Genomic DNA, 20,528 nt, shown 5'->3' on the forward strand with positions numbered 1-20,528 from the left:
ACTCAGTCCACTGTAAATGTGAATTCACCCTGCATGGCATGCCCGTCCACACCCAAGCCCCGCCATTCAATTCGATAGATGCCTTCACCCATACCTTGAAGCGGGAGCGCGAACGCGCGGCCAAAACTTGTCTGGTCTCCCAAGTCGAGCGTGACGGCATGCGCATCCTGATGGATCATGTTAACCTTTGTCAGGCGAATATCATCCGTGAAATTAAAGCTGATCTCAGAGGGCACCTCAGTAACTGTCGTGCCGTCTTCGGGTGTGGTGGTGTCCACTTTCGAATGGGCAAAAGCGCTTGTGGCAAGCGTGGAAATCAATGCAAATATGGGGAGCATTTTCATTGGTAGGTTCCTCAGTTTATTCGATTGGCACACTGTATTCTGCGGATGTTGTCGATGACCAGAGTCACTTCAGCAAGGGTCAGGCCTTCACCAGAGGCGTGTCGCTAAGCCGTTGCTCGCGGCCTAAATCAAACACTTCAAGTGAAAACAAATGCTGCGAGTACGCCCAAATTTGCGAGCACTACCTGCACTCGAAAATTTTGAATACGCGTAAGTTCACCAATCGGAGAACAGGTGGCAGCGTTTCTGTTCTCGCCTTATTCTAAAAAACCCTCTTTCCGACCCCCCCAACTTAGCGTCTTACTACGCTTTCTTGTTACGCGCGACTTGATGTAAAGCCGAAAAGGGCAATGCACTGATCTGGGCGCATGCAAAGTTATTGTTGAGATCAAGCGGACGGCCCAAATCAAAGCGCTCATGAAAAACCGTTTTCAGCCAGTATTTTATCTCATATTTGACGCTTCAGCTCCCATTCCACTTAGCTTTATTGTTTGAAATTCCAATCGTGCTCTTGATTTTCAGTGCTTTATGCCTGATATTTCTGTCATGACAGAAACTATCGACATAACGAAATCAAATGCTGCAAGCCAGTTCATCCTGTATTGGGGCGACATGGGGAACCAGTGGGGTGTCAATCGTTCCGTGGCACAAATACACGCGCTTTTATACCTCAGCTCCCGACCCCTCAATGCGGAACAGATTGCTGAGTCTTTGGGCATTGCCCGATCCAATGTGTCCAATTCACTAAAGGAATTGGTGAGCTGGCGGCTCATCCGTCGCGTACCTGTACCGGGTGATCGGCGCGAACATTACGAGGCCGAGGTAGATGTTTGGGAGATGGGGGTCCGTATCGCTCAGGGACGCAAAGAGCGCGAGATTGATCCCGCAACGCAGGCTCTGCGCGCATGCGTTGCCCAAGCTGAAACCGAAAGCGGGTTGGACCCAATCACGCTGCAGCGGATGCAGGATATGCAAGAGTTCCTAACAACGGCCGACACATGGTTCCGCGACATGCTGACAGTGCCCCGTCCGAAGCTGATGATGTTGATGAAAATGGGAACCAAGGTTGTTTCCCTGCTCAGCCTTACCGGAGGCAAAAAGAGCCGCTAAAAAATTTTAACCCTCAATTTCTCTTATGTCGGAAACAACAGAATGCTCGAAATGCAGGAAACCTCGACCGCGCTTGGAACAGCACCAATTCAACCGCAATTCAATAAAGCCTGCGACCAGGACGACCGGTTCAAAAACCTACTGGGGGCTACGGCATGGGCCCGTTTACCCAAAGCAATCCGACGCAGATTCAGCAAACGGCTGCTGGGTGATGCCAGCCTTGCCTATCAGGGGCGCGTAACCCACATGCAGATGAACTTCATTGGACGCGCTTTCGCCATTGTCCTGCGAGTTATCGGTGCACCGTTGCCTTTCGATCGCACCTCGGTCGGTCGCTCCGCCGTGGTGACAGTTACAGAAGATGCGGCAACGGACGGTCAATTTTGGGTTCGGCAATATGGCCGGGCCAAAGGGTTTCCGCAAATGGTTGGCAGTTCCAAACGCTTTGCCGGACCAACCGGGTTGGAGGAATATATCGGCTTTGGGATCGGCATCTCGCTCAGACTCAAAAGCACACAGACCGGCCTCTACTTCGTCAGTGACCGGTATTTTCTGAAACTGGGACAAAGACGGCTGTCTTTTCCGCGATGGGTATGCCCAGGGCGTCTGGTAGTCGGCCACGAAGAGCTTAGTGGTGGATATTTCCGATTCACCCTGGAACTGACACATCCGTTGTTTGGCGCGTTGATCTGGCAGGACGCCACCTTCCGCGATGCGGAAATAATTCGGAGCATCAGGTCATGAAGGTCGTGATCATAGGGGGGTACGGCGTCTTCGGATCTCTAACTGCCCGCTTGCTAGCGCGGGACGGACACAAGCTCTGGTTGGTTGGACGGCATCCCGAAAAGGGCCGCGCTCTGGCTCAGGACCTGAATGCGCAGACCTTAAAACTAGATGTCAGCGCAGCACCCGAGGCGCTTTTTGAACAGAAACCGGACGTGGTTATTGATGCTGCAGGACCGTTCCAGCACTACCGCAACGACCCTTATGCGATCCCAAGGCTTTGCATCGCCAATCGCTGCCACTATCTTGACCTGTCGGATAGTGCGACCTTCACACAAGGCATCGCAACCTTGAACACCAATGCCAAAAAGGCGGGTGTTTTCGTATTGTCGGGCGCGTCCAGCGTGCCCGGCCTGTCCTCGTGTATCGTCGCAGACCTGATCAAAGGTCTAGAAGACGTTGACACGATCGACATTGCAATCCTACCCGGCAACCGGGCACCGCGTGGCATGTCCGTTATCAAGAGCATCGTGAGCGGCGTCGGGCGTCCATATCAACAATGGCGTGATGGTGCCTGGCGGACGGCCATCGGATGGACGGATCGCAAACTGTATGAACTGGAGCCGGGTATGATCCGCGCTGGATACAGCGTCAACGTTCCCGACATAGCGCTTCTTCCAGACCTGACTGGCGCTCGGACCGTAACCTTCCGCGCTGGCCTTGAACTGCCGGTGATGAACGGGGCTCTCCGTCTTATGGCGCAGCTCAGGCAACACGCGTGGCTCGAATTACCAGAATGGGCCTATTTTTCACTCTACATGCTTTCGCAAGCGCTCTACCCCTTCGGGAGCGACTGTGGCGGCATGGAGGTGAGTGTTTCTGGCAAATGCAACGGACGAGGCGTAATCCGCAAGTGGAGGCTGATCGCCGAAGAAGGTCACGGTCCGTTTGTGCCCGGGATCATGTGCCGCACGATCCTACGAGAGTTGCCAAACATCAAGACCGGTGCGCGTCCGTGCCTGAACGAGGTTCCACGGCCCGTGGTTGAACACGCGATGGAAGATTTGCAGCTTCGCACCGGGGTGTTCGAACACCTAGATCCGAGAGACACTGAAGAGACGGTCGGAACCATAAATCGTACCCTTAGAAATCAGATGTGCCAAAGTACCGCCCAACGATAACCCCGCGCCGAACGGCTGAGAGTGCCAAGAATATATTTTCCGCGGGTTGCGAGATGAGTTGCAGCTGGAGCTCGAAGTCTGAACAGCCACGACAGATTTCAGCTTAATATTTGTTTTTAAATGGTTTTGAGATTGGCCTGTTGTCGTATTTCCAAGAGTTTTGGATCATAACACAACCAGTTGCTCGAGTTTCTTGAGGTTCGGGTCTAAGAAATGGATGATTTCGGCCGCTCCAGACTTTGCGAAAAAACCCGTTTTCCAGGTCCACAGGTCATTCAAAGATTGTCGCGGCTCAGTCGTATCGCAACTCAGTCGCCTTGCCCCGAAAGATCGTGTAAGCCATCACCGTGTATCCGGCGATCACCGGCAGAACAAAGACCGTCCCTATCAGAATGATGAACAGGCTTTCCGGAGCGCTTGCGGCTTCGTAAATCGTCAGTTGCTCGGGCACCACATATGGATAGAAGCTGTACGCCATCCCGAAAAATGCCAGTGTGAACAGAACGATAGACGCCGCGAAGGGGAACCAGGCCCAACTGTCGTTGCGGGTGGGAAAGTGACGCAAGGCATACCATAGCAAAGCGATCAGAATGCCCGACATGAGTGGAAGAGGCAGCAGCAGGAAGAACTCGGGGAAGGTGAACCATTTGTCAAAGATGCGCGGGCTGACCCAAGGGGTCGCCAGTGACACCGCGCCGATGCCGATGATCAGCCCCCAGATACCGCCTTTGGCCCAATCGACGGCCTTTTTCTGCAGAACCCCGTCGGTTTTGAGAATGACCCAGCAGGCCCCGATGAAGGAATAGCCGACGGCCAGAAACACGGCGGTGATGGCGGCGAAGATCCAGGTGCCGAACGTGCTGTCCAGCCCCATGATGTATTTGCCCAGCATGAAGCCCTGCGCCAACGCGGTCATCGTCGAGCCCGCAAAGAACGCCATGTTCCAGCTGCGTTTGTGGTGCGCCGGGGCTTTGACCCGGAACTCGAACGCGACACCGCGCAGTATCAGGCCCATCAGCATGATCGCCACCGGCAAATAATGCGAAGTCAGGATAACACCATGTGCGGTCGGGAAGGCCACCAGAAGGATGCCGATGGCAAGAACCAACCACGTCTCGTTTGCGTCCCAGAATGGCCCGATCGAGGCAACCATTCGGTCCTTTTCGGCCTCGTCGGCAAAGGGGAACAGGATCCCAACGCCCAGATCATAGCCGTCCAAAACCACGTAGACAAGGATTGAGAGCCCCATAAGCGCCGCAAAGGTCAGGGGCAGCCACTGTGTCGGATCACCAAAATAAGTCATGGTTGTTTACTCCGCTGGAACTGCTTTGGGGTATTTCGGATCTGGGCGGGAGGGTTGGTCGCCCTGCGCCGCCTTCCGCGCCAGATAGAACAGCACGCCGATATAGGCCGTCAGAAGAAGGGCGTAGATCAGCAGGTAGGCCGCCAGTGTCGTTCCCACCATCGGCGCGGGGACATCAGCCACGGCTTGTTCTGTTGTCAGCACACCATGAACCAGCCACGGCTGACGGCCAATCTCGGTTGTGTACCACCCGGCCAGCGTTGCGATCCAGCCGGAAAAGGCCATCGGGACCAATGCAATTTGCATGAGTTTTGGTACTCCCGCAGGCCCGCGCCCGCGCCGCATGAACAGCAGTGTCGCCCAGCTGAGCAGCAGCATGACCATACCGGTACCGACCATGATGCGGAACGACCAGAAGACAGGCGCAACGGGCGGGTGCAGAACGGTGCCGTCCTCGGCAACAAAATCATTCAGGCCGGGCACCACGCCCTCTGCCTTATGAGTCAGAATGATCGAAGCGAGGTTGGGTATGCTGACCTCATAGTGGTTTTCGCGCGCGGCTTCGTCGGGAATTGCAAACAGTAGCAGCGGTACGTTTGATTTCGTCTCCCAATTGCCCTCCATAGCGGCGACCTTCTGCGGCTGATATTCAAGCGTGTTCAGCCCATGCATGTCTCCCATGAAGATTTGAACCGAGATCAACAATGCGCCCAGCCAGGCGCCGGTTTTGAAGGTTGCCCGCACGTCCTGCCCGCGATCTCCGAGCAGCCAGCGGAAGGACGAGAAGCCAAGCACCAGGAATGCTACCGTCAGGCCGCTGGCCAGCAGCATGTGGGTCAGTCGGTAAGGCATTGATGGGTTGAAGATGATTGCCCACCAATCGGTTGCGAAAGCTACACCGTCCCGCAGCTCGAACCCGGTAGGCGTGTGCATCCAGCCGTTCAGAACCAAAATCCAGAAGGCCGACATAGTTGTTCCGAACGCTACCAGGAAGGTTGCGGTCGTGTGCAACCAGTTGGGAACGCGTGAGAAGCCGAACAGCATGATGCCCAGGAAAACTGCCTCGAGGAAGAAAGCCGTCAGGATCTCATAGGCCAACAACGGCCCGGCGATATTGCCCACGGTCTCCATGAAACCGGGCCAGTTGGTGCCAAACTGAAACGACATGGTGATGCCCGAGACCACACCCATCGCAAAGGACAGGGCGAAGACCTTCACCCAAAAGCGGTAGGCATCCATCCAATTAGTGTCTTTGGTTGCGTTGAAGCGCAGTTTGAAAAACAGCAGCACCCATCCCAATGCGATCGTGATCGTCGGGAAGAGGATGTGGAAAGATATGTTTGCCCCAAATTGAATGCGGGACAGCAGAAGCGCGTCCATTGTTCACCTGCAGAAGTCATGTTTTAATTTCACATAGGTGTGGCCGTTTTGGCGTTAAGGGATGTGCGACAGCGGGTCATGCGGCAGGGTGGCGCATAGCTTTGGCAGTCACAGATCCGATGTTCTGATCGGCCGGGATTTGATCAATCAACTTCGGCAACATGGGGGCATCCATTGACCCGCAGGCACATCCGCAGGATGCTACCGAGAGGGGGCCACATTGCTCATCGTGACCTCCACCGACAGCACTACAAGCGTTTCCTCTTAGATCCCTATACGTATCTTGCGCCAGATGCGGCGCTTGGTGCCGCCATGCTCGCGCCTGCTCCAACGCCTAAAAACTTACAAAAGACCAATCGGCGGCTGTTACGAGTGTTCGGTAGTTTGCAAGCAGCGGGTCTTTTCGCGTGGCTTCTTTCATATGAACAAATTTTGCTAGAAATCTTGTGAATTCCCCAGCTGCAGAAACGCATAATAGCTGTGAGTGGCAGGTGTTTTCTGCATGTTTTTCCTATCGCTCAGCCAACTCAATTTTTCAATTCTCCTTGCTTCATCCAGAAACCGAGGGGTTCAAAATTTTGACCGCAGAGGCCGGTATCAACGTTGAATTGTGAAAAGAAAACCAAGGCGAGGTTTTGAAAGTTCAGAGACGTTCGCTGACCTCAATGTGGCATTGCGGACTTTCAAACAATCTGAACAGAGGCGTCTATCGATGAGACTCGATGATTGGCCTGGATTGAGATGCACCGGTGAAATACGGGGGTAGAAACAAATTCTCTTCTTCTTATGCGTGAAATGTGCATAGTTTTAAGAACGATCAAGAATTAATCAAATTGAACATGACATAGGTCAATTTTTGGCCTGCGACAGTTCGATAATGAGTTTGGTAAGTCTCGAGATCAACAGCGGACCGCAAGCCTATGAATAAGCTAGCCAGCCGCCGTGCCTTTCTGCGTGGCGCTCCGCTGCGCGAAGACCGGACAGCAATCATTCCGCCCGGCGCGGATCAGGACGACTTTTTTGAGTTGTGCGTCCAATGTGACGATTGCGTCTCGGCCTGCCCTGAACACATCATCACCTTTAACCAGCAAGGCTGGCCAGTCGTCAGCCTTGATGCCTCGCCCTGTACATTCTGCGGCGCCTGCGCAGAGGCCTGTACAACCGGTGCTTTGAAACCCGAAAACCTGAGTGATTGGCCGTGGCGTGCCTATGTCACTGCGGGATGTCTTTCGATGAATGGCGTGAGCTGCCGTGTGTGCCAAGACGTCTGCGACAGCAACGCGATTGGGTTCAAACTGTTACTTGGGGGGCGGTCGGAGCCCGCCGTTGACCAAGAGGCCTGCACCGGTTGTGGTGCCTGCGCCAGCGCGTGCCCAGCGCATACAATCCGATTTGAGCGCCACGAAACACTCCCCCAAGAGAGCTTGCTATGAACATCTGCGGATGCCTTGTCCACGTCGCGCCCGACGCAGCCCAGACCGCCCAGGAGGCGATGCTAGGGCTTGACGGTGTCGAAATCCACGCCGCTGCCGAGGATGGCCGTGTTGTCGTCGTGGTTGAGGACACGCCCGAAAAGCTGGCCTCCGAGACGATCATGGATCTGCACCAGATCCCGGGCGTGATCTCTCTGACCCTGACCTATCACCATTTCGAAGACCTCGCGGAGACCCGTCCGCATCTTAACGCTTCCTGCCAGACCTGAAACCGGAGACCCATGCTATGACCATCTCTGAATCCCGCCGGACCTTCCTGAAATCGACTGCTGCCGCCGCGACCGCTTCGGCGGCTGGTCTTCCGCTGGCCACCGGCGCAGCGCAGGCGCAAGTCGGCACGTCTGACATTCGTTGGGACAAGGCGGCGTGCCGGTTCTGCGGCACGGGTTGCTCGGTTCTGGTCGGCACCAAGGAAGGGCGTGTGGTGGCCACCCAGGGTGACCCGGACGCGCCTGTGAACCGGGGCCTGAACTGTATCAAAGGCTATTTCCTGTCCAAGATCATGTACGGCAAAGACCGTCTGACCACGCCCTTGCTGCGCAAGACCAATGGCGAATACGACAAGAACGGTGAATTCGAGCCGGTCAGTTGGGACGAAGCCTTTGACGTCATGGCCGCCAAGTGGAAAGAGGCACTGGCCAATAAGGGCCCGACCAGCGTTGGCATGTTCGGCTCTGGCCAGTGGACCGTCTGGGAAGGCTATGCGGCTGCCAAGATGATGAAGGCCGGGTTCCGCTCGAACAACATTGACCCCAACGCGCGTCATTGCATGGCATCAGCGGTTGTAGGCTTTATGCGGACCTTCGGCATTGATGAGCCAATGGGTTGCTATGACGACTTTGAGCACGCTGACACCTTCGTTTTGTGGGGCTCGAACATGGCGGAGATGCACCCGATCCTGTGGTCGCGCCTCACCGACACGCGCCTGACCAAACCGGGTAGCGAGGTGCATGTGCTGTCCACTTTCGAACATCGCTCGTTCGAGCTGGCTGACAATGGGATGGTGTTCGCACCTCAGACCGATCTGGCGATCCTGAACTATATCGCCAATTACATCATTCAGAATGGCGCGGTGAACGAGGACTTCGTCCAAAACCACGTCAACATCACCAAAACCGTCACCGATATCGGTTATGGCCTGCGCGACAACCATCCACTGCAGGAAGCGGCCGAGAACCCCAATGGCGGCAAAATGGAACCGATCAGCTTTGAGGAATATGCCGAGGCGGTTTCGAAATACACGCTGGAATACACGTCCGAGCTGTCGGGTGTGCCCGCCGACCAGTTGGAGCGTCTGGCCCAGCAATATGCCGACCCCAACCGTAAGGTCATGAGCCTGTGGACCATGGGCTTCAACCAGCACACCCGCGGGTCGTGGGTGAACTCACTGATGTATAACGTGCACCTGCTGGTCGGGAAGATCTCGGAGCCGGGCAACTCGCCGTTCTCGCTGACCGGCCAGCCGTCGGCCTGTGGCACTGCACGTGAGGTTGGCACCTTCGCCCACCGTCTGCCCGCCGACATGGTGGTTACCAACGATAAGCACCGTGAGATTTGTGAGACCGCGTGGAACATTCCTGCTGGCACCATCCCGGACAAACCCGGTTTCCACGCTGTTCTGCAGCACCGCAAGCTGAAAGATGGTGACCTGAACGCCTATTGGGTGCAGTGCAACAACAACATGCAGGCCGCGCCCAACATCAACGAAGAAGGCTTTCCCGGCTATCGCAACCCGGAAAACTTTATCACCGTGTCCGACCCCTATCCGACGGTCACAGCAGTGTCTGCCGATCTGATCCTGCCCACCGCCATGTGGGTCGAAAAAGAAGGCGCCTATGGCAATGCCGAGCGCCGCACTCAGTTCTGGCGGCAACAGGTGCAAGCTCCGGGAGAGGCGAAATCGGACCTCTGGCAGCTCATGGAGTTTTCCAAACGCTTCACCGTCGAAGAGGTTTGGGGCGAAGAGCTGCTGGCCACCATGCCCGAGCATCGTGGCAAGACCATGTATGACGTGCTCTATGCCAACGGCAAGATCGACCAGTTCCCGCTGTCCGAGACGGCCGAAGGCTTCCACAACGACGATGCGGAGCATTTCGGCTACTACGTCCAGAAAGGTCTGTTCGAAGAATATGCCGATTTCGGCCGCGGTCATGCGCACGATCTGGCTCCGTTCGAAATGTACCACGAGGCGCGCGGTATGCGCTGGCCGGTCGTAGACGGCAAGGAAACGCTCTATCGCTTCCGCGAAGGCTATGACCCCTACGTGCCCGAAGGCGCGGGCGTGAAGTTCTATGGCAAGCCCGATGGCAAAGCGAGTATTATCTTTGCGCCCTACGAACCCGCCGCCGAAGAGCCCGATGAAGAATTTGATCTGTGGCTGTCCACGGGCCGCGTGCTGGAGCACTGGCACTCGGGCTCGATGACCCGCCGGGTGCCGGAGCTGCACCGCGCCTATCCGAACGCGGTTGTTTACATGCACCCGCAGGATGCCGAAGATCGGGGGCTGCGCCGTGGACAAGAGATCGTTCTGTCCACCCGCCGCGGTGAGGTCACCAGCCGGGTCGAGACTCGCGGGCGCAACAAGGTGCCGCGCGGTCTGGTCTTCATGCCCTGGTTCGATGAGCATCAGCTGACCAACAAGTTGACGCTGGACGCAACCTGCCCGCTCTCGAAAGAGACCGACTTCAAAAAGTGCGCCTGCAAGGTCGAGCGCGCTTAACCGGGAAGGATCGCAAAGGTTGTCCCCATGTCCCTGACCGGTACTCCTCTCTCACCGCAACGGCGCCGATTCCTGCAGGATTCGGCGCGCGCGGCAGGTGGATGCGTAGTCGCCGGGTCATTGCTGGCCTGGTTGGCGCGCGATGCGCGCGCACTACCGGCGGAAGCCTTGCGCCCACCCGGCGCGTTGTCGGAAGATGAGTTCCTGTCAGCCTGTATCCGCTGCGGGCTCTGCGTGCGGGACTGTCCTTACGATACCCTGAAACTGGCGGAACTTGGGGTCGATGCCGTTGCAACCGGTACGCCCTATTTCACCGCCCGCGATGTGCCGTGTGAGATGTGCGATGACATCCCCTGTGTCGCCGCTTGTCCCACCGGCGCGCTGGACCCGGGTTTGGACAATATCGATGATGCCAAAATGGGCGTTGCGGTTCTGGTCGATCAGGAAAACTGCCTGAACTTCCTCGGTCTGCGCTGCGATGTCTGTTACCGCGTCTGCCCCGTTATTGACGACGCAATCACGCTGGAAACCGCGCACAACACGCGTTCAGGCCACCATGCGATGTTCATCCCCACCGTCCATGCCGACCGCTGCACCGGCTGCGGTATGTGCGAGAAAAGCTGTGTTCTACCCGAAGCTGCGATCAAAGTACTGCCCGCCCGATTGGCGCGCGGCAGCAGCGCGGACCACTATCGAAAGGGCTGGGAAGAAAAAGAAAGCCACGGCGGTCCGCTTGTGGACGGATTGATCGACCTACCCGACCGCCTGCCGGGGCCGGGTACGGACAATCTGGCCGCGCCGGGAGGCTTTGCGCCCTCCTATGAGTTACCGGGGGCAGGCCAATGAGCGCGCACACTCATATTCCCGCTGGTCAGGAGGCTATTGAGGCCAAAGGCTGGGTCAGTGCGCATAAGTTCCTGCTGCTGCGTCGGACAAGCCAACTGTTCTTTTTGACACTGTTTCTGTTGGGGCCTTGGTTCGGTCTGTGGATCGTGCAGGGGACGTTGGCGGGGTCGCTGACCCTTGGCGTTCTGCCCCTGACCGATCCCTTTGTGCTGCTGCAAAGCTTTGTGGCCGGGCACTGGCCGGAACTGACGGCCTTGATCGGCGGGATCATCGTTCTGGTCGCCTATGCGCTGATCGGCGGGCGCGTCTATTGTTCGTGGGTCTGTCCGATCAACCCGGTGACTGATGCCGCCAACTGGTTGCACCGCAAGTTGGCCCTGCCCAAAGGCTGGCAACCCAAACGCAGCACCCGCCTGTGGATACTGGCGACGGTCCTGATCGTCTCGGGCCTGACGGGCGTCATTGCGTGGGAGTTGGTCAATCCGATCACCATGCTGCATCGCGGGCTGATTTTCGGCGCGGGCTTTGTCTGGGCGCTGATCGCTGCGATCTTCATCTTTGATCTGGTCGTCGCCCGTCACGGTTGGTGTGGCCATATCTGCCCGGTCGGCGCCTTCTATGGCCTGATCGGCAGTAAAAGCCTGCTGCGTGTCAGCGCCGCCAACCGGACTGCCTGCAATGACTGCATGGATTGCTACGCCGTCTGCCCGGAAAACCAGGTCATCCCGCCAGCCCTGAAAGGCAAACCGGATGCGACGCCGCTGATCCTGTCCCCCGATTGCTCGAATTGCGGCCGCTGCATCGACGTATGTGCTGTGGATGTCTTCAAGTTTACTCACCGGTTCGACGACAAGGTCGTCGCGCCTTTCGATCCCGTTGCCGCGCCCGATGCGCGTACAGCCAGACCTATTTAAGGGAGTGCACAGATGAACAAGCCAATCCTGACAGGCGTCGCCGCCCTGATCCCAGTCGTACTCCTCAGCGGGTTCGCCCTTGCGCAATCCGCCCAGGTTGAGACCCTGCGAGGCGGCGAAGTGGATGAAACGGTCCCGCTGGATCAAGTCCACAAAACGATGGAAGGACGTATTGTGCGGAATTACCGGCAGCAGCCGCCGCTGATCCCACATTCGATCGAACAATACCAGATCGACACGCGGACCAACCAGTGCCTTTCCTGCCATGACTGGACAGTTGCAGGCGAACGCAACGCGCCCACCTTGTCTATGACCCACTATCTCGATCGCGACGGCAATGAGTTGGATCACATCGCAGGGACCCGTTATTTCTGCAACCAGTGCCACGTGCCGCAGGTAAATGCGCCTACATTGGTCGATAACCTGTTTGAACCATCCCACAGCAACTAATCCAACGTATGACTGAAAGGAGCACCACGATGGCAGACTCTCCTGAAAAACGCGGCTGGATCGGTCGCTTGTGGAACGCGTTCTGGACACCGGCTGTTCTGTTCAGTTCGGGGTTTTTGATCTTGGCCGGCTTTCTTGGGGGTATCCTGTTCTGGGGTGGCTTTCACTGGACGCTTGAACTGACCAATACCGAAGAATTCTGCGTGTCCTGCCATACGATGGAAACCAACCTGGGTGAATACCGCGAGACGATCCACTACAACAACCACTCGGGCGTGCGCGCGATCTGTTCGGATTGTCACGTGCCGGATGAGTGGAACCACAAGATCAAAGCCAAGATCATGGCCGTGAAAGATGTCTATCACGAGCTCGCAGGCACCATCAGCACCCCCGAGAAATACGAGGATCACCGTCTGGCAATGGCCTCGGCCGTTTGGAAGAAGATGAAGGAATCCGACAGCCGCGAATGCCGGAACTGTCACAACTTCGACTATATGGACTTTACCTTGCAGGAAACACGCGCCGCCAGCGAGCACCAGCGTGCGATTGACACCGGGATGACCTGTATCGACTGCCACCAGGGCATCGCTCACAGCCTGCCGCCGGGATATCTTGAGACCTATCAGGACATAGCCGAAGCGGTTGACGGCAAGCCGCTGCACAAACAAGCGTCGGTGTCTGGCGATGATATCCAGTCCTTCCTCAACACCAGCGCAGACTAAGAAGGGGGTAGAGATGTTAGATATACTTGGGACAATCGGTGGAAACATCCTCAGCCTGCCCGGCATTCTTGGGCTGGCGCTGGGAATGATGACCAGACAAATATGGCTAGGCGCGGCGCTGGGCGGACTTGTCGGCGTTTTTGAAACACTGGTCTTTGCCGGTTTTCAATTTGCTCAAATCGAAGCTCTTGAGCTCGTGATTGCAATACTGGTTGGCGTGTGTGCGGGCGGTTTAGGGAGCATTATCCGAATTAAAGGAACGCAAGTCAGGCCTTAGAGTCAGGATGCCTTTATTTCCAAAGCGCTGCAGGATTCACGGCTTGGAAAACGGAGCGGTGACAAGCGAGATCTGTTCTGGCTGAGCCACGAGTAGATGGCCGAGCTTTCCCCTTTGTTCCCGAAGCCGCACGGCAGGCCATGGGTCGATGATGGAAGGGTGCTGATTGAGATCTTCTTCATCAATCATAGTGGGAAACGATGGCGAGGCGCGCTCAGGTCCCATGGGCGGCACAAGACGCTTTTCAATCGATAGAAACTTAGGAACGAGAAAAGCACTTTGCCCAGACAATGGTCGGCCCAGTTGCCGAACATGGCGAGGAATAAACCATGGTGATCCCCTTTCGGGACATCACTGCGCGATGCACTGCCAAGCAGTGATGTAAGATCATGTTTGGTAGGTTCAGGTATTGGATGCGCGTGGCGACACGTTATGATCGCCGCCAAAGTCTTCCTTTGTACAATCGCCCTCGCAGCGACAGTCATTTTTAGGATTTGCATCCTGAACCTAGGTGTTGGTTCACAGGTTGTGATGCTGGACCCTGCGCCCTGTACTTAAAGTGGAAGGCCCCCTTGCGGCTCTTAGGATTTTGGCGTCTCAGCTATTCCGGGTTCTACACGCTCTGAGAGTTGCACCTCTTGTTTGTCCTATCTTAAAGATATTGGCGAAACCGGATCAGCGACGGGCGGATCAATTGAAAGACAAGACCCAAGACTTGCGCACGGCTGATCAGGGCGGAACGTCCGCTGTTCAACTGCGTTTGCAAGATGCGGACATGAAGCTTTTGCAGGTGTTTGCCCATGTCGTCGAGGCCGGAGGGCTATCCCCCGCGCAATATGGGCTGAACATGAGCTTGTCTGCCGTAAGTGCCGCAATCTCAAACCTGGAAACCCGGCTTGGCTTTCGGCTTTGTGACCGCGGGCGCGGTGGGTTTCAGCTGACCGAAGGGGGGCTTCTTGTGTATCAGGAACTCCGCTCGCTTAGCGTCGCGATCGGGTCCTTCAACAGGTCGGTTCAGGCCTATACGAGCGACATGCAGGGTCAATTCAACATCGCGATGGACGATGCGATTCTGACCAATCTATCCTGCCCGATCTACAAGGTGATCCAAAGGTTCGCCGCGCAAGCGCCGGAGATTTCGCTGAACATCACCATAATGAGCGCCCCTCAGATGGAGCGCGCCTTGCTGAACAATGAACTCAACATTGCCATCGGGCCATTTCAGGAATTGTCCCCCTCGCTGCGCGCCGAAACAGTCTATGTCGAACAGCAGCTGTTGTGCTGCGGTCGGTTGAATCCGATTTATGATCTGTATGACCCCGACGAAATCGAAAAGGCAGTGACCAAAGCGCAATTTTCCAAACGCAGCTTTGATGATCGCGACCGACACCAGGCACCTGGGCCTTTCACCAGCACGGCAACTGCGGCCACAATGGAGGCGATGCTGGCGATGGTCCTTAGCGGCCTTTACCTCGGCTACCTGCCCCGCCACGCCTGCGAGCCATGGATAGAGCGGGGTGAGCTGAAGTCAGTTCTACCGCAGGTCTTTGCCTATGACACCGATATTCAGTTGGTCTCCCGCAAGGCCCGCGGGGACAAACGTGTCGATTTGTTCCTGGCCGCGCTGGCTGAAACTCAAACCTGAGCGCCCTCACTTTTGCACCGCAAAAAGTTCACTTCAGAAAAAATGGATTTTCTCGCGCCCGGTTTCTGACATGGTGTCGCGATGGCATTGAACGAAACGGCAGGACCCCTGACATGACGACCCCCGACAGCTATGTCTCGCTGCAAGAAATCATGCGCACCGCGCAGCGGATTGCGCCCATTGTGCGCAAGACACCACTGGTGTTTTCTGAGGCCCTGTCGGAGCGCGCGGGTTTTGAAATCTGGCTAAAGCTGGAGAACCTGCAAACCACAGGCAGCTTCAAACTGAGGGGGGCCTCAAACCGCATTCTGCAACTGACCGCCGAGGAACGCGCGCGCGGGATCATTGCCGTCTCCAGCGGCAATCACGGCAGGGCCGTCGCCTATCTGTCCAAACGGCTTGGGATCACGGCTCGAGTGGTTGTCTGCTCGCTCTGTCCGGAAAACAAACGTCAGGCGATGCGCGACCTCGGGGCCGAGGTAATTGTGCATGGCGACACGCAGGACGAGGCGCAGGATCACGCGGATCGGCTGATGGAGCAGCACGGCTATACCTGGGCCGATCCGTTTGACGATCTGAACGTCATCGCGGGGCAAGGCACGATCGCGTTAGAAGCGCTGACCGACTTGCCCGATGCGGACATGATCATCGCGCCCTTGTCCGGGGGCGGTCTTTTGTCCGGTATTGCGCTGGCCACCAAGTCGATTTCACCCAAGATCTCCGTTGTCGGGTCGTCGATGGAGGTCGAACCGGGCATGGTGCGCAGTCTTGAAGCCGGCAAACCGATCCATGTCGAGGAATTCCCAAGCCTCGCCAGCAGCATCACGGGGGCAATCGGCCTGCGCAATCGCTATACCTTCCCGATCATTCGCGACTTCATGGATCGCGCCGTTCTGATCCCCGAGGACGCGCTGGTGCCTGAAATAGCCCGGTTTGCCGATAGCGAAGGTATGATTGTCGAGGGCGGCTCAATCACCTCGGTCATCGCAGCGCTCAGCCCCGAGGTCCGCGAGATGGCCCCCAATCGCGCCATCGTCGTCATCAGTGGGCGCAACATCGGCCTGCCGACGTTTCTGTCGGTGATCAAGGACGCAGGGGTCTGATCCCCACGTGGATGAAAGGGCATTTCCTGCCCGCATCCCTCCCTCTAAGACACATCGGGGATTGCCCCGCACAGAAAGACCAAGGACTCCGTCATGACCGACACTTCCAAATCCGCAATCGTACTGAACGCCTCAGACGTTGCCGCGCTTTTGCCCTCAGTTGACGCGCTGGCCGCGATGCGGGCGCTGTTTACCGAGCTTGGGCGCGGGCAAGCCGTGCAACCGCCGCAAACCCTGACCCTGTTCCCCGAAGACAAAGGCGATTTCATCACCTATCTGGGGGCAAGCACCGGGGCCGATCTGTTTGGTGCCAAGCTCTCGCCCTATCTGGTGCGCCCCGGCAAGCCCGTGATCACGGCATGGACAGTTCTCATGTCGATGGAAACCGGCCAACCCCTGATGCTGTGCGACTCCGGTGAGCTGACGACGGAACGCACCGCCGCCACGACCGCTTTGGCCGTCGACCACCTCGCCCGCCCCGAAGCTAAGGTTCTGTCGATCATCGGCTCCGGCAAGGTAGCGCAAGCGCATTTGAAACATGTGCTGGCCCTGCGCGACTGGGGCGTCATTCGCGTCTATTCCCCCAACCTCGCTCAAAACGCCGAGCTTGCGGCGCAGTGGCAGGCGACAGACAGCCGTGTCCAACTGGCTGACAGTGCTGAGACCGCCGGTCAGGACGCGGATGTCGTCATGCTCTGCACCTCGTCCGGTACGCCCGTGTTCGACACCGCGTCAGTGGCCGCAGGAACATTGGTCACCTCGATAAGCACAAATGTCGCCAACGCGCATGAGGTCGACCCGGCGTTCCTGACCATAGCCGAGGTCTATTGCGACTATCGCGCCACTACGCCCGGTTCGGCCGGAGAGATGAAACTAGCGGCCGAGGCCGGATGGCAACCGGGCAGCATTCGCGGCGATCTGGCCGAATTGCAGGTTGAGGCCTGCAAGACACCGTCAGGCGACAAACCGGTCTTCTTCCGCTCAATCGGGTTGGGGCTAGAGGACATCTTCATGGCCCGCGCCGTCTATGACGCGGCTTCGGCGTAACTGAGAGCAGGAGGAAACACCCATGGATATCAGACCTTTCGGTGTCGAAATGTGGATGAATGAGTTCGAGACGAAATGCGAGCTCAACCTTGCGGAAACCTGCGTGGAATCCATTACTCTGGGTGAGTTGTTCGAGATGGCGGGACAGCACAACAGTATCCTGAACGACCTGTCGGCGATGAAAATGACCTATGGCGCGATCGAAGGCTCGGACCGGTTGCGCGATGCGATTTGCAGCCTGTACGAAAACCAGACACGCGAAAACATCCTGACCACGCATGGCACCATCGGAGCGAACTCGCTGGTGCATCAGACCCTTGTGGCGCGCGAGGATCACGTGATTTCGGTAATCCCGACCTATCAGCAGCACTACTCGATCCCCGAAAGCATTGGGGCCGAGATCGAGCTACTGCACCTGAAGCCCGAAAACGCGTTCCTGCCCGATCTGGATGAATTGCGCGCCATGGTCCGTCCCGACACGCGAATGATCGCGATCAACAACCCGAACAACCCAACGGGCGCGTTGATGGACCGCGAAATGCTAGAACAGATCGTCGAGATCGCGCGCAGCGTCGGAGCGTGGCTGCTGTGTGATGAGGTTTATCGTGGCACCGATCAGACCGGGGATGGCTTCACGGCCGCGGTCGCTGATCTCTACGAAAAAGGGATCAGCACGGCGGGGATGTCCAAAGCCTATTCTCTGGCCGGTCTGCGCGTTGGCTGGATCGCGGGACCCAAGGACATGCTACATGACGTGATGATCCACCGCGATTACAACACCATCTCGGTCGGTCAGGTCGATGAGCTGTTGGCCGCTATGGCACTGGAAAATCGCGACAACATTCTGGATCGCGCGCAGCGGATAACCCGTGAAAACCTGCAGATCGTCAAAGACTGGATCGCGCAAGAGCCTCTGATCACGTGGGTCAAGCCGAAATCCGGCACCACGGCCTTGCTGAAATACGACCTGCCCATGTCCTCGCGTGAACTGTGCGTGACTTTGCTGAAAGAAGACGGCGTGATGCTGACCCCCGGCAGCGCCATGGACATGGAGGGCTGGCTGCGTCTGGGCTACACAAATCCCACAGCGGATCTGAAAGCGGGTCTGGACAAACTCTCGGGCTTTCTGGCCCGCCACAGCGCCGCCTAAGAGGGGCATAGATGATCCAGCTGGACAAGGCGCAGATTCAGGATCGGTTCGTTTTTTCAAAGGCCGTCGATGCGATCCGCGCGGCCTATGTTGCCGTCGCACAGGGACGGGTTCAGACCCCGCCAGTCACTTATCTGGGCTTCCCCGAGGCCGCCGGGGATTGCCACGTCAAATCCGGCCATATCGAGGGTGACGATACCTTCGTCATCAAGATCGCAACCGGGTTTTACGACAATCCCTCCATAGGCTTGCCCAGCTCGAACGGCATGAACATTGTCTTTTCGGCTAAAACTGGCGCGCCGGTGGCCTTTTTGCAGGACGAAGGCTGGCTGACCGATATCCGCACCGGTATCGGCGGGGCATTGGCGACGCAGGCGCTTGCGGTTGAGGGGTTTGAGCGAGTGCTAATTGTCGGCACCGGCTTGCAGGCGCGCCATCAGGCAAAGTGTCTGCAACAGTTGATCCCGGATCGGCCTCTGTCGTTCCTGATCTGGGGGCGGTGCCCGGACAAGGCCAAGGCGGCAGCCGATGACCTGACCGCAATGGGGCTAAAGGCTGAACGGGTTGATGATCTGCCCTCGGCCAGCAAGACGGCGCAGGTCATCATCACGACAACACCCTCTCAGAGCTTTTTGATCGCAAACGACTGGGTGCAACCGGGCACGCATATCTCGGCCATCGGAGCGGACTGCCCCGGCAAACAGGAGCTTGAGGCTGATCTGATCGCACGCGCCGATCTGCTGGTTTGCGACTCACCCGAGCAATGTCTGGATCACGGAGAGTTCCAAACCCTTTCCAAGACCGGCCACCTGACCGAGGCCGATGTCACCACACTCGGGAACATTCTGTCCGGCGCTCATCTTGGCAGGCAATCGACTGATCAGATCACTATCGCGGATCTGACCGGGCTGGCGGCTCAGGACATTGCGATCTCAAGCGCGTTGCAAATAGAAACCGGGCAACTGTCCTAGCCAGCTTAGTCAAGGATGGCAACGGGCTGACCCAAGACTTCGGTGTCGGGGGTCACCCCAAGCCCAACACCTTCGGGTGGGGCAATGCGGCCATTTTCGCGAACGGGCCCATCCGGCGCAAGGCGGGGGCCGACATAGTGGCTGAGGTCACAGGTATTCATGATCCCGCGCGCCGGGGTCGAGGCCGCCAGATGCAACAGCGCGGCCGTAGTGATATCGCTACCCCAGGTATCCTCGATACACATCTGCGTACCCTGGGTCAGACACAGATCGCGGATCTGACGCAAAGCGGACAGGCCGCTCATCTTGGATAATTTCAACGCAACGGCCTGCATACAGCCCAACTGATGTGCCTGAATGACAGAGGTTATATCTAAGGCGTTTTCGTCGATCTTCATCGGCAGACCGGTTGAGCGCTGAACATGGGCGCATTCTTCCAGCGTCGCGCAGGGTTGTTCCAGCATCACATCCAGATGGGACGCCGCACGCCCCACGCGGATCGCTGTCAACGCATCGCTGCCGCAGTTCCAATCGCCATAGACCAGCGCGCCGGGGCCGACGGCCTCACGCACTTTGGCCAGGCGTTCGACATCCGTTTGCCAGTCTGCATCTGCGCCCAGCTTGACCTGAAACTGGCGCATACCTTTGTCATGCGCGTCGCGCGCCATCCGGGCCATCTCATCCGGCGCGACGCACGTGATCGAGTGATAGAGCGGCATATCCTTGACCTGCCGCCCACCCAACAGTTTGTGCAAAGGCAGACCGGCAACCTGCGCCGTCAGATCCCAAAGCGCCGTATCAATGGCCGATTTCGCATAGCCGTGGCCCGGAAGGTATGCGTTCAACTTCTCCATCAAAGCCTCGGGCCCAACGGGATCGGCGCCGATCAGGACCGGCGCCAACTCGGTCACGGCCGGAACGACACCCTTGGAATAGGCCGGCAGGTAGTGAGGGATCGGGCAGACCTCCCCCCAGCCGTGCAAGCCTGTATCCGTATCAAGCCGCAGAACCACGGATGTCGTGGTATCGCAGGTTTTCCCATCCGCCATGTAATAGGTTTCATGGCTGGTCAGAGGGACTTCCCAAACGGCAATGCGGGTGATCTTCAACTTAGACTTCCTTTTGGCACAGAGCTTGTTGAAAGGGCAGG

At 57.4% G+C, this 20,528-nt stretch carries 20 protein-coding genes and 2 pseudogenes; 17 read left to right on the forward strand and 5 right to left on the reverse strand.

Features of this window, described 5'->3' with window-relative positions; translation table 11 throughout:
- Positions 1-2 precede the first annotated feature (2 nt).
- Entirely contained in the window at positions 3-344 is a 342-nt protein-coding gene (locus ACR0IP_RS08840; protein ID WP_480525054.1) for a copper resistance CopC family protein, read from the reverse strand.
- A 612-nt stretch (positions 345-956) separates the two neighbouring features.
- Between ACR0IP_RS08840 and ACR0IP_RS08845 the strand changes: the two genes are divergently transcribed.
- The 3 genes from ACR0IP_RS08845 to ACR0IP_RS08855 are packed head-to-tail and all read left to right on the forward strand — an operon-like array spanning position 957 to position 3,358.
- The gene (locus tag ACR0IP_RS08845) at positions 957-1,454 is read left to right on the forward strand and encodes a GbsR/MarR family transcriptional regulator (protein ID WP_480525154.1); all 498 of its coding nucleotides are present in this window, start codon (positions 957-959) and stop codon (positions 1,452-1,454) included.
- A 42-nt stretch (positions 1,455-1,496) separates the two neighbouring features.
- Positions 1,497-2,198 carry a DUF4166 domain-containing protein gene (locus tag ACR0IP_RS08850; RefSeq protein ID WP_480525056.1) on the forward strand — a complete coding sequence of 234 codons (702 nt, stop codon included), beginning with the start codon at positions 1,497-1,499 and terminating at the stop codon, positions 2,196-2,198.
- A complete protein-coding gene (locus ACR0IP_RS08855; protein WP_480525058.1) occupies positions 2,195-3,358 on the forward strand; it encodes a saccharopine dehydrogenase family protein in 1,164 nt (387 codons plus the stop codon). Before ACR0IP_RS08850 ends, ACR0IP_RS08855 begins: the two co-directional genes overlap by 4 nt.
- A gap of 292 nt (positions 3,359-3,650) precedes the next feature.
- On the opposite strand, the gene ACR0IP_RS08860 is transcribed toward ACR0IP_RS08855, so the two are convergent.
- The 3 genes and pseudogenes from ACR0IP_RS08860 to ACR0IP_RS08870 form a co-directional block, all read right to left on the reverse strand.
- Entirely contained in the window at positions 3,651-4,661 is a 1,011-nt protein-coding gene (locus ACR0IP_RS08860; protein ID WP_480525060.1) for a cytochrome d ubiquinol oxidase subunit II, read from the reverse strand.
- Positions 4,662-4,667: 6 nt separating this feature from the next.
- Positions 4,668-6,041 carry a cytochrome ubiquinol oxidase subunit I gene (locus ACR0IP_RS08865; RefSeq protein ID WP_480525062.1) on the reverse strand — a complete coding sequence of 458 codons (1,374 nt, stop codon included), beginning with the start codon at positions 6,039-6,041 and terminating at the stop codon, positions 4,668-4,670.
- Positions 6,042-6,144: 103 nt separating this feature from the next.
- Positions 6,145-6,371 (reverse strand): annotated as a pseudogene (locus tag ACR0IP_RS08870) (hypothetical protein); the annotation flags it as partial.
- A gap of 590 nt (positions 6,372-6,961) precedes the next feature.
- Between ACR0IP_RS08870 and napF the strand changes: the two are divergent.
- The 14 genes and pseudogenes from napF to ACR0IP_RS08940 all read left to right on the forward strand — a co-directional run bounded on the left by napF (position 6,962) and on the right by ACR0IP_RS08940 (position 19,378).
- A complete protein-coding gene (gene napF, locus ACR0IP_RS08875) occupies positions 6,962-7,474 on the forward strand; it encodes a ferredoxin-type protein NapF (protein WP_480525064.1) in 513 nt (170 codons plus the stop codon).
- Entirely contained in the window at positions 7,471-7,743 is a 273-nt protein-coding gene (locus tag ACR0IP_RS08880) for a chaperone NapD (protein ID WP_480525066.1), read from the forward strand. The genes napF and ACR0IP_RS08880 overlap by 4 nt, the downstream gene beginning before the upstream one ends.
- Before the next feature lie 17 nt (positions 7,744-7,760).
- Entirely contained in the window at positions 7,761-10,253 is a 2,493-nt protein-coding gene (gene napA, locus ACR0IP_RS08885) for a nitrate reductase catalytic subunit NapA (RefSeq protein ID WP_480525068.1), read from the forward strand.
- 27 nt (positions 10,254-10,280) lie between these two features.
- Positions 10,281-11,099: a ferredoxin-type protein NapG gene (gene napG, locus ACR0IP_RS08890; protein ID WP_480525069.1), complete on the forward strand. Its 819-nt coding sequence runs from the start codon at positions 10,281-10,283 to the stop codon at positions 11,097-11,099.
- Positions 11,096-12,013, forward strand: coding sequence for a quinol dehydrogenase ferredoxin subunit NapH (gene napH / locus ACR0IP_RS08895; RefSeq protein ID WP_480525071.1), 918 nt, complete (start codon positions 11,096-11,098; stop codon positions 12,011-12,013). Before napG ends, napH begins: the two co-directional genes overlap by 4 nt.
- Positions 12,014-12,025: 12 nt before the next feature.
- Positions 12,026-12,463, forward strand: coding sequence for a nitrate reductase cytochrome c-type subunit (locus ACR0IP_RS08900; RefSeq protein WP_170376987.1), 438 nt, complete (start codon positions 12,026-12,028; stop codon positions 12,461-12,463).
- A 29-nt stretch (positions 12,464-12,492) separates the two neighbouring features.
- Positions 12,493-13,185 carry a NapC/NirT family cytochrome c gene (locus ACR0IP_RS08905; protein ID WP_170472391.1) on the forward strand — a complete coding sequence of 231 codons (693 nt, stop codon included), beginning with the start codon at positions 12,493-12,495 and terminating at the stop codon, positions 13,183-13,185.
- Between the two features lie 13 nt (positions 13,186-13,198).
- Entirely contained in the window at positions 13,199-13,462 is a 264-nt protein-coding gene (locus tag ACR0IP_RS08910) for a hypothetical protein (protein WP_170640276.1), read from the forward strand.
- Positions 13,463-13,845: 383 nt separating this feature from the next.
- Positions 13,846-13,951: pseudogene (locus ACR0IP_RS08915) on the forward strand (IS5/IS1182 family transposase); the annotation flags it as partial.
- A 205-nt stretch (positions 13,952-14,156) separates the two neighbouring features.
- On the forward strand, positions 14,157-15,107 hold the full coding sequence (locus ACR0IP_RS08920) for a LysR family transcriptional regulator (protein ID WP_170376979.1): 951 nt from the start codon (positions 14,157-14,159) through the stop codon (positions 15,105-15,107).
- A 113-nt stretch (positions 15,108-15,220) separates the two neighbouring features.
- Positions 15,221-16,210, forward strand: a complete 990-nt coding sequence (locus ACR0IP_RS08925; protein WP_170376976.1) for a pyridoxal-phosphate dependent enzyme — start codon at positions 15,221-15,223, stop codon at positions 16,208-16,210.
- A gap of 93 nt (positions 16,211-16,303) precedes the next feature.
- Positions 16,304-17,257, forward strand: a complete 954-nt coding sequence (locus tag ACR0IP_RS08930) for an ornithine cyclodeaminase family protein (protein WP_480525075.1) — start codon at positions 16,304-16,306, stop codon at positions 17,255-17,257.
- A gap of 22 nt (positions 17,258-17,279) precedes the next feature.
- A complete protein-coding gene (locus tag ACR0IP_RS08935; protein ID WP_480525077.1) occupies positions 17,280-18,407 on the forward strand; it encodes an aminotransferase in 1,128 nt (375 codons plus the stop codon).
- A gap of 11 nt (positions 18,408-18,418) precedes the next feature.
- A complete protein-coding gene (locus tag ACR0IP_RS08940; protein ID WP_480525079.1) occupies positions 18,419-19,378 on the forward strand; it encodes a Rossmann-fold NAD(P)-binding domain-containing protein in 960 nt (319 codons plus the stop codon).
- 5 nt (positions 19,379-19,383) lie between these two features.
- Here the strand turns inward: ACR0IP_RS08940 and ACR0IP_RS08945 are convergent, their stop codons facing one another.
- Complete coding sequence (locus tag ACR0IP_RS08945; protein ID WP_480525081.1) at positions 19,384-20,487, reverse strand: mandelate racemase/muconate lactonizing enzyme family protein; 1,104 nt, start codon at positions 20,485-20,487, stop codon at positions 19,384-19,386.
- Between the last annotated feature and the right edge of the window lie 41 nt (positions 20,488-20,528).

It is taken from the genome of Ruegeria sp. AL11 (assembly GCF_056540865.1).

Bases quoted from the DNA above. Each gene is read 5' to 3' on its own strand.
- napF (WP_480525064.1), top strand. From the start codon at position 6,962: ATGAATAAGCTAGCCAGCCGCCGTGCCTTTCTGCGTGGCGCTCCGCTG.
- napG (WP_480525069.1), top strand. From the start codon at position 10,281: ATGTCCCTGACCGGTACTCCTCTCTCACCGCAACGGCGCCGATTCCTG.
- ACR0IP_RS08865 (WP_480525062.1), bottom strand. From the start codon at position 6,041: ATGGACGCGCTTCTGCTGTCCCGCATTCAATTTGGGGCAAACATATCT.
- ACR0IP_RS08900 (WP_170376987.1), top strand. From the start codon at position 12,026: ATGAACAAGCCAATCCTGACAGGCGTCGCCGCCCTGATCCCAGTCGTA.
- ACR0IP_RS08840 (WP_480525054.1), bottom strand. From the start codon at position 344: ATGAAAATGCTCCCCATATTTGCATTGATTTCCACGCTTGCCACAAGC.
- napA (WP_480525068.1), top strand. From the start codon at position 7,761: ATGACCATCTCTGAATCCCGCCGGACCTTCCTGAAATCGACTGCTGCC.
- ACR0IP_RS08860 (WP_480525060.1), bottom strand. From the start codon at position 4,661: ATGACTTATTTTGGTGATCCGACACAGTGGCTGCCCCTGACCTTTGCG.
- ACR0IP_RS08930 (WP_480525075.1), top strand. From the start codon at position 16,304: ATGACCGACACTTCCAAATCCGCAATCGTACTGAACGCCTCAGACGTT.
- ACR0IP_RS08845 (WP_480525154.1), top strand. From the start codon at position 957: ATGGGGAACCAGTGGGGTGTCAATCGTTCCGTGGCACAAATACACGCG.
- ACR0IP_RS08880 (WP_480525066.1), top strand. From the start codon at position 7,471: ATGAACATCTGCGGATGCCTTGTCCACGTCGCGCCCGACGCAGCCCAG.
- ACR0IP_RS08925 (WP_170376976.1), top strand. From the start codon at position 15,221: ATGACGACCCCCGACAGCTATGTCTCGCTGCAAGAAATCATGCGCACC.
- ACR0IP_RS08850 (WP_480525056.1), top strand. From the start codon at position 1,497: ATGCTCGAAATGCAGGAAACCTCGACCGCGCTTGGAACAGCACCAATT.
- ACR0IP_RS08910 (WP_170640276.1), top strand. From the start codon at position 13,199: ATGTTAGATATACTTGGGACAATCGGTGGAAACATCCTCAGCCTGCCC.
- napH (WP_480525071.1), top strand. From the start codon at position 11,096: ATGAGCGCGCACACTCATATTCCCGCTGGTCAGGAGGCTATTGAGGCC.
- ACR0IP_RS08935 (WP_480525077.1), top strand. From the start codon at position 17,280: ATGGATATCAGACCTTTCGGTGTCGAAATGTGGATGAATGAGTTCGAG.
- ACR0IP_RS08855 (WP_480525058.1), top strand. From the start codon at position 2,195: ATGAAGGTCGTGATCATAGGGGGGTACGGCGTCTTCGGATCTCTAACT.
- ACR0IP_RS08905 (WP_170472391.1), top strand. From the start codon at position 12,493: ATGGCAGACTCTCCTGAAAAACGCGGCTGGATCGGTCGCTTGTGGAAC.
- ACR0IP_RS08940 (WP_480525079.1), top strand. From the start codon at position 18,419: ATGATCCAGCTGGACAAGGCGCAGATTCAGGATCGGTTCGTTTTTTCA.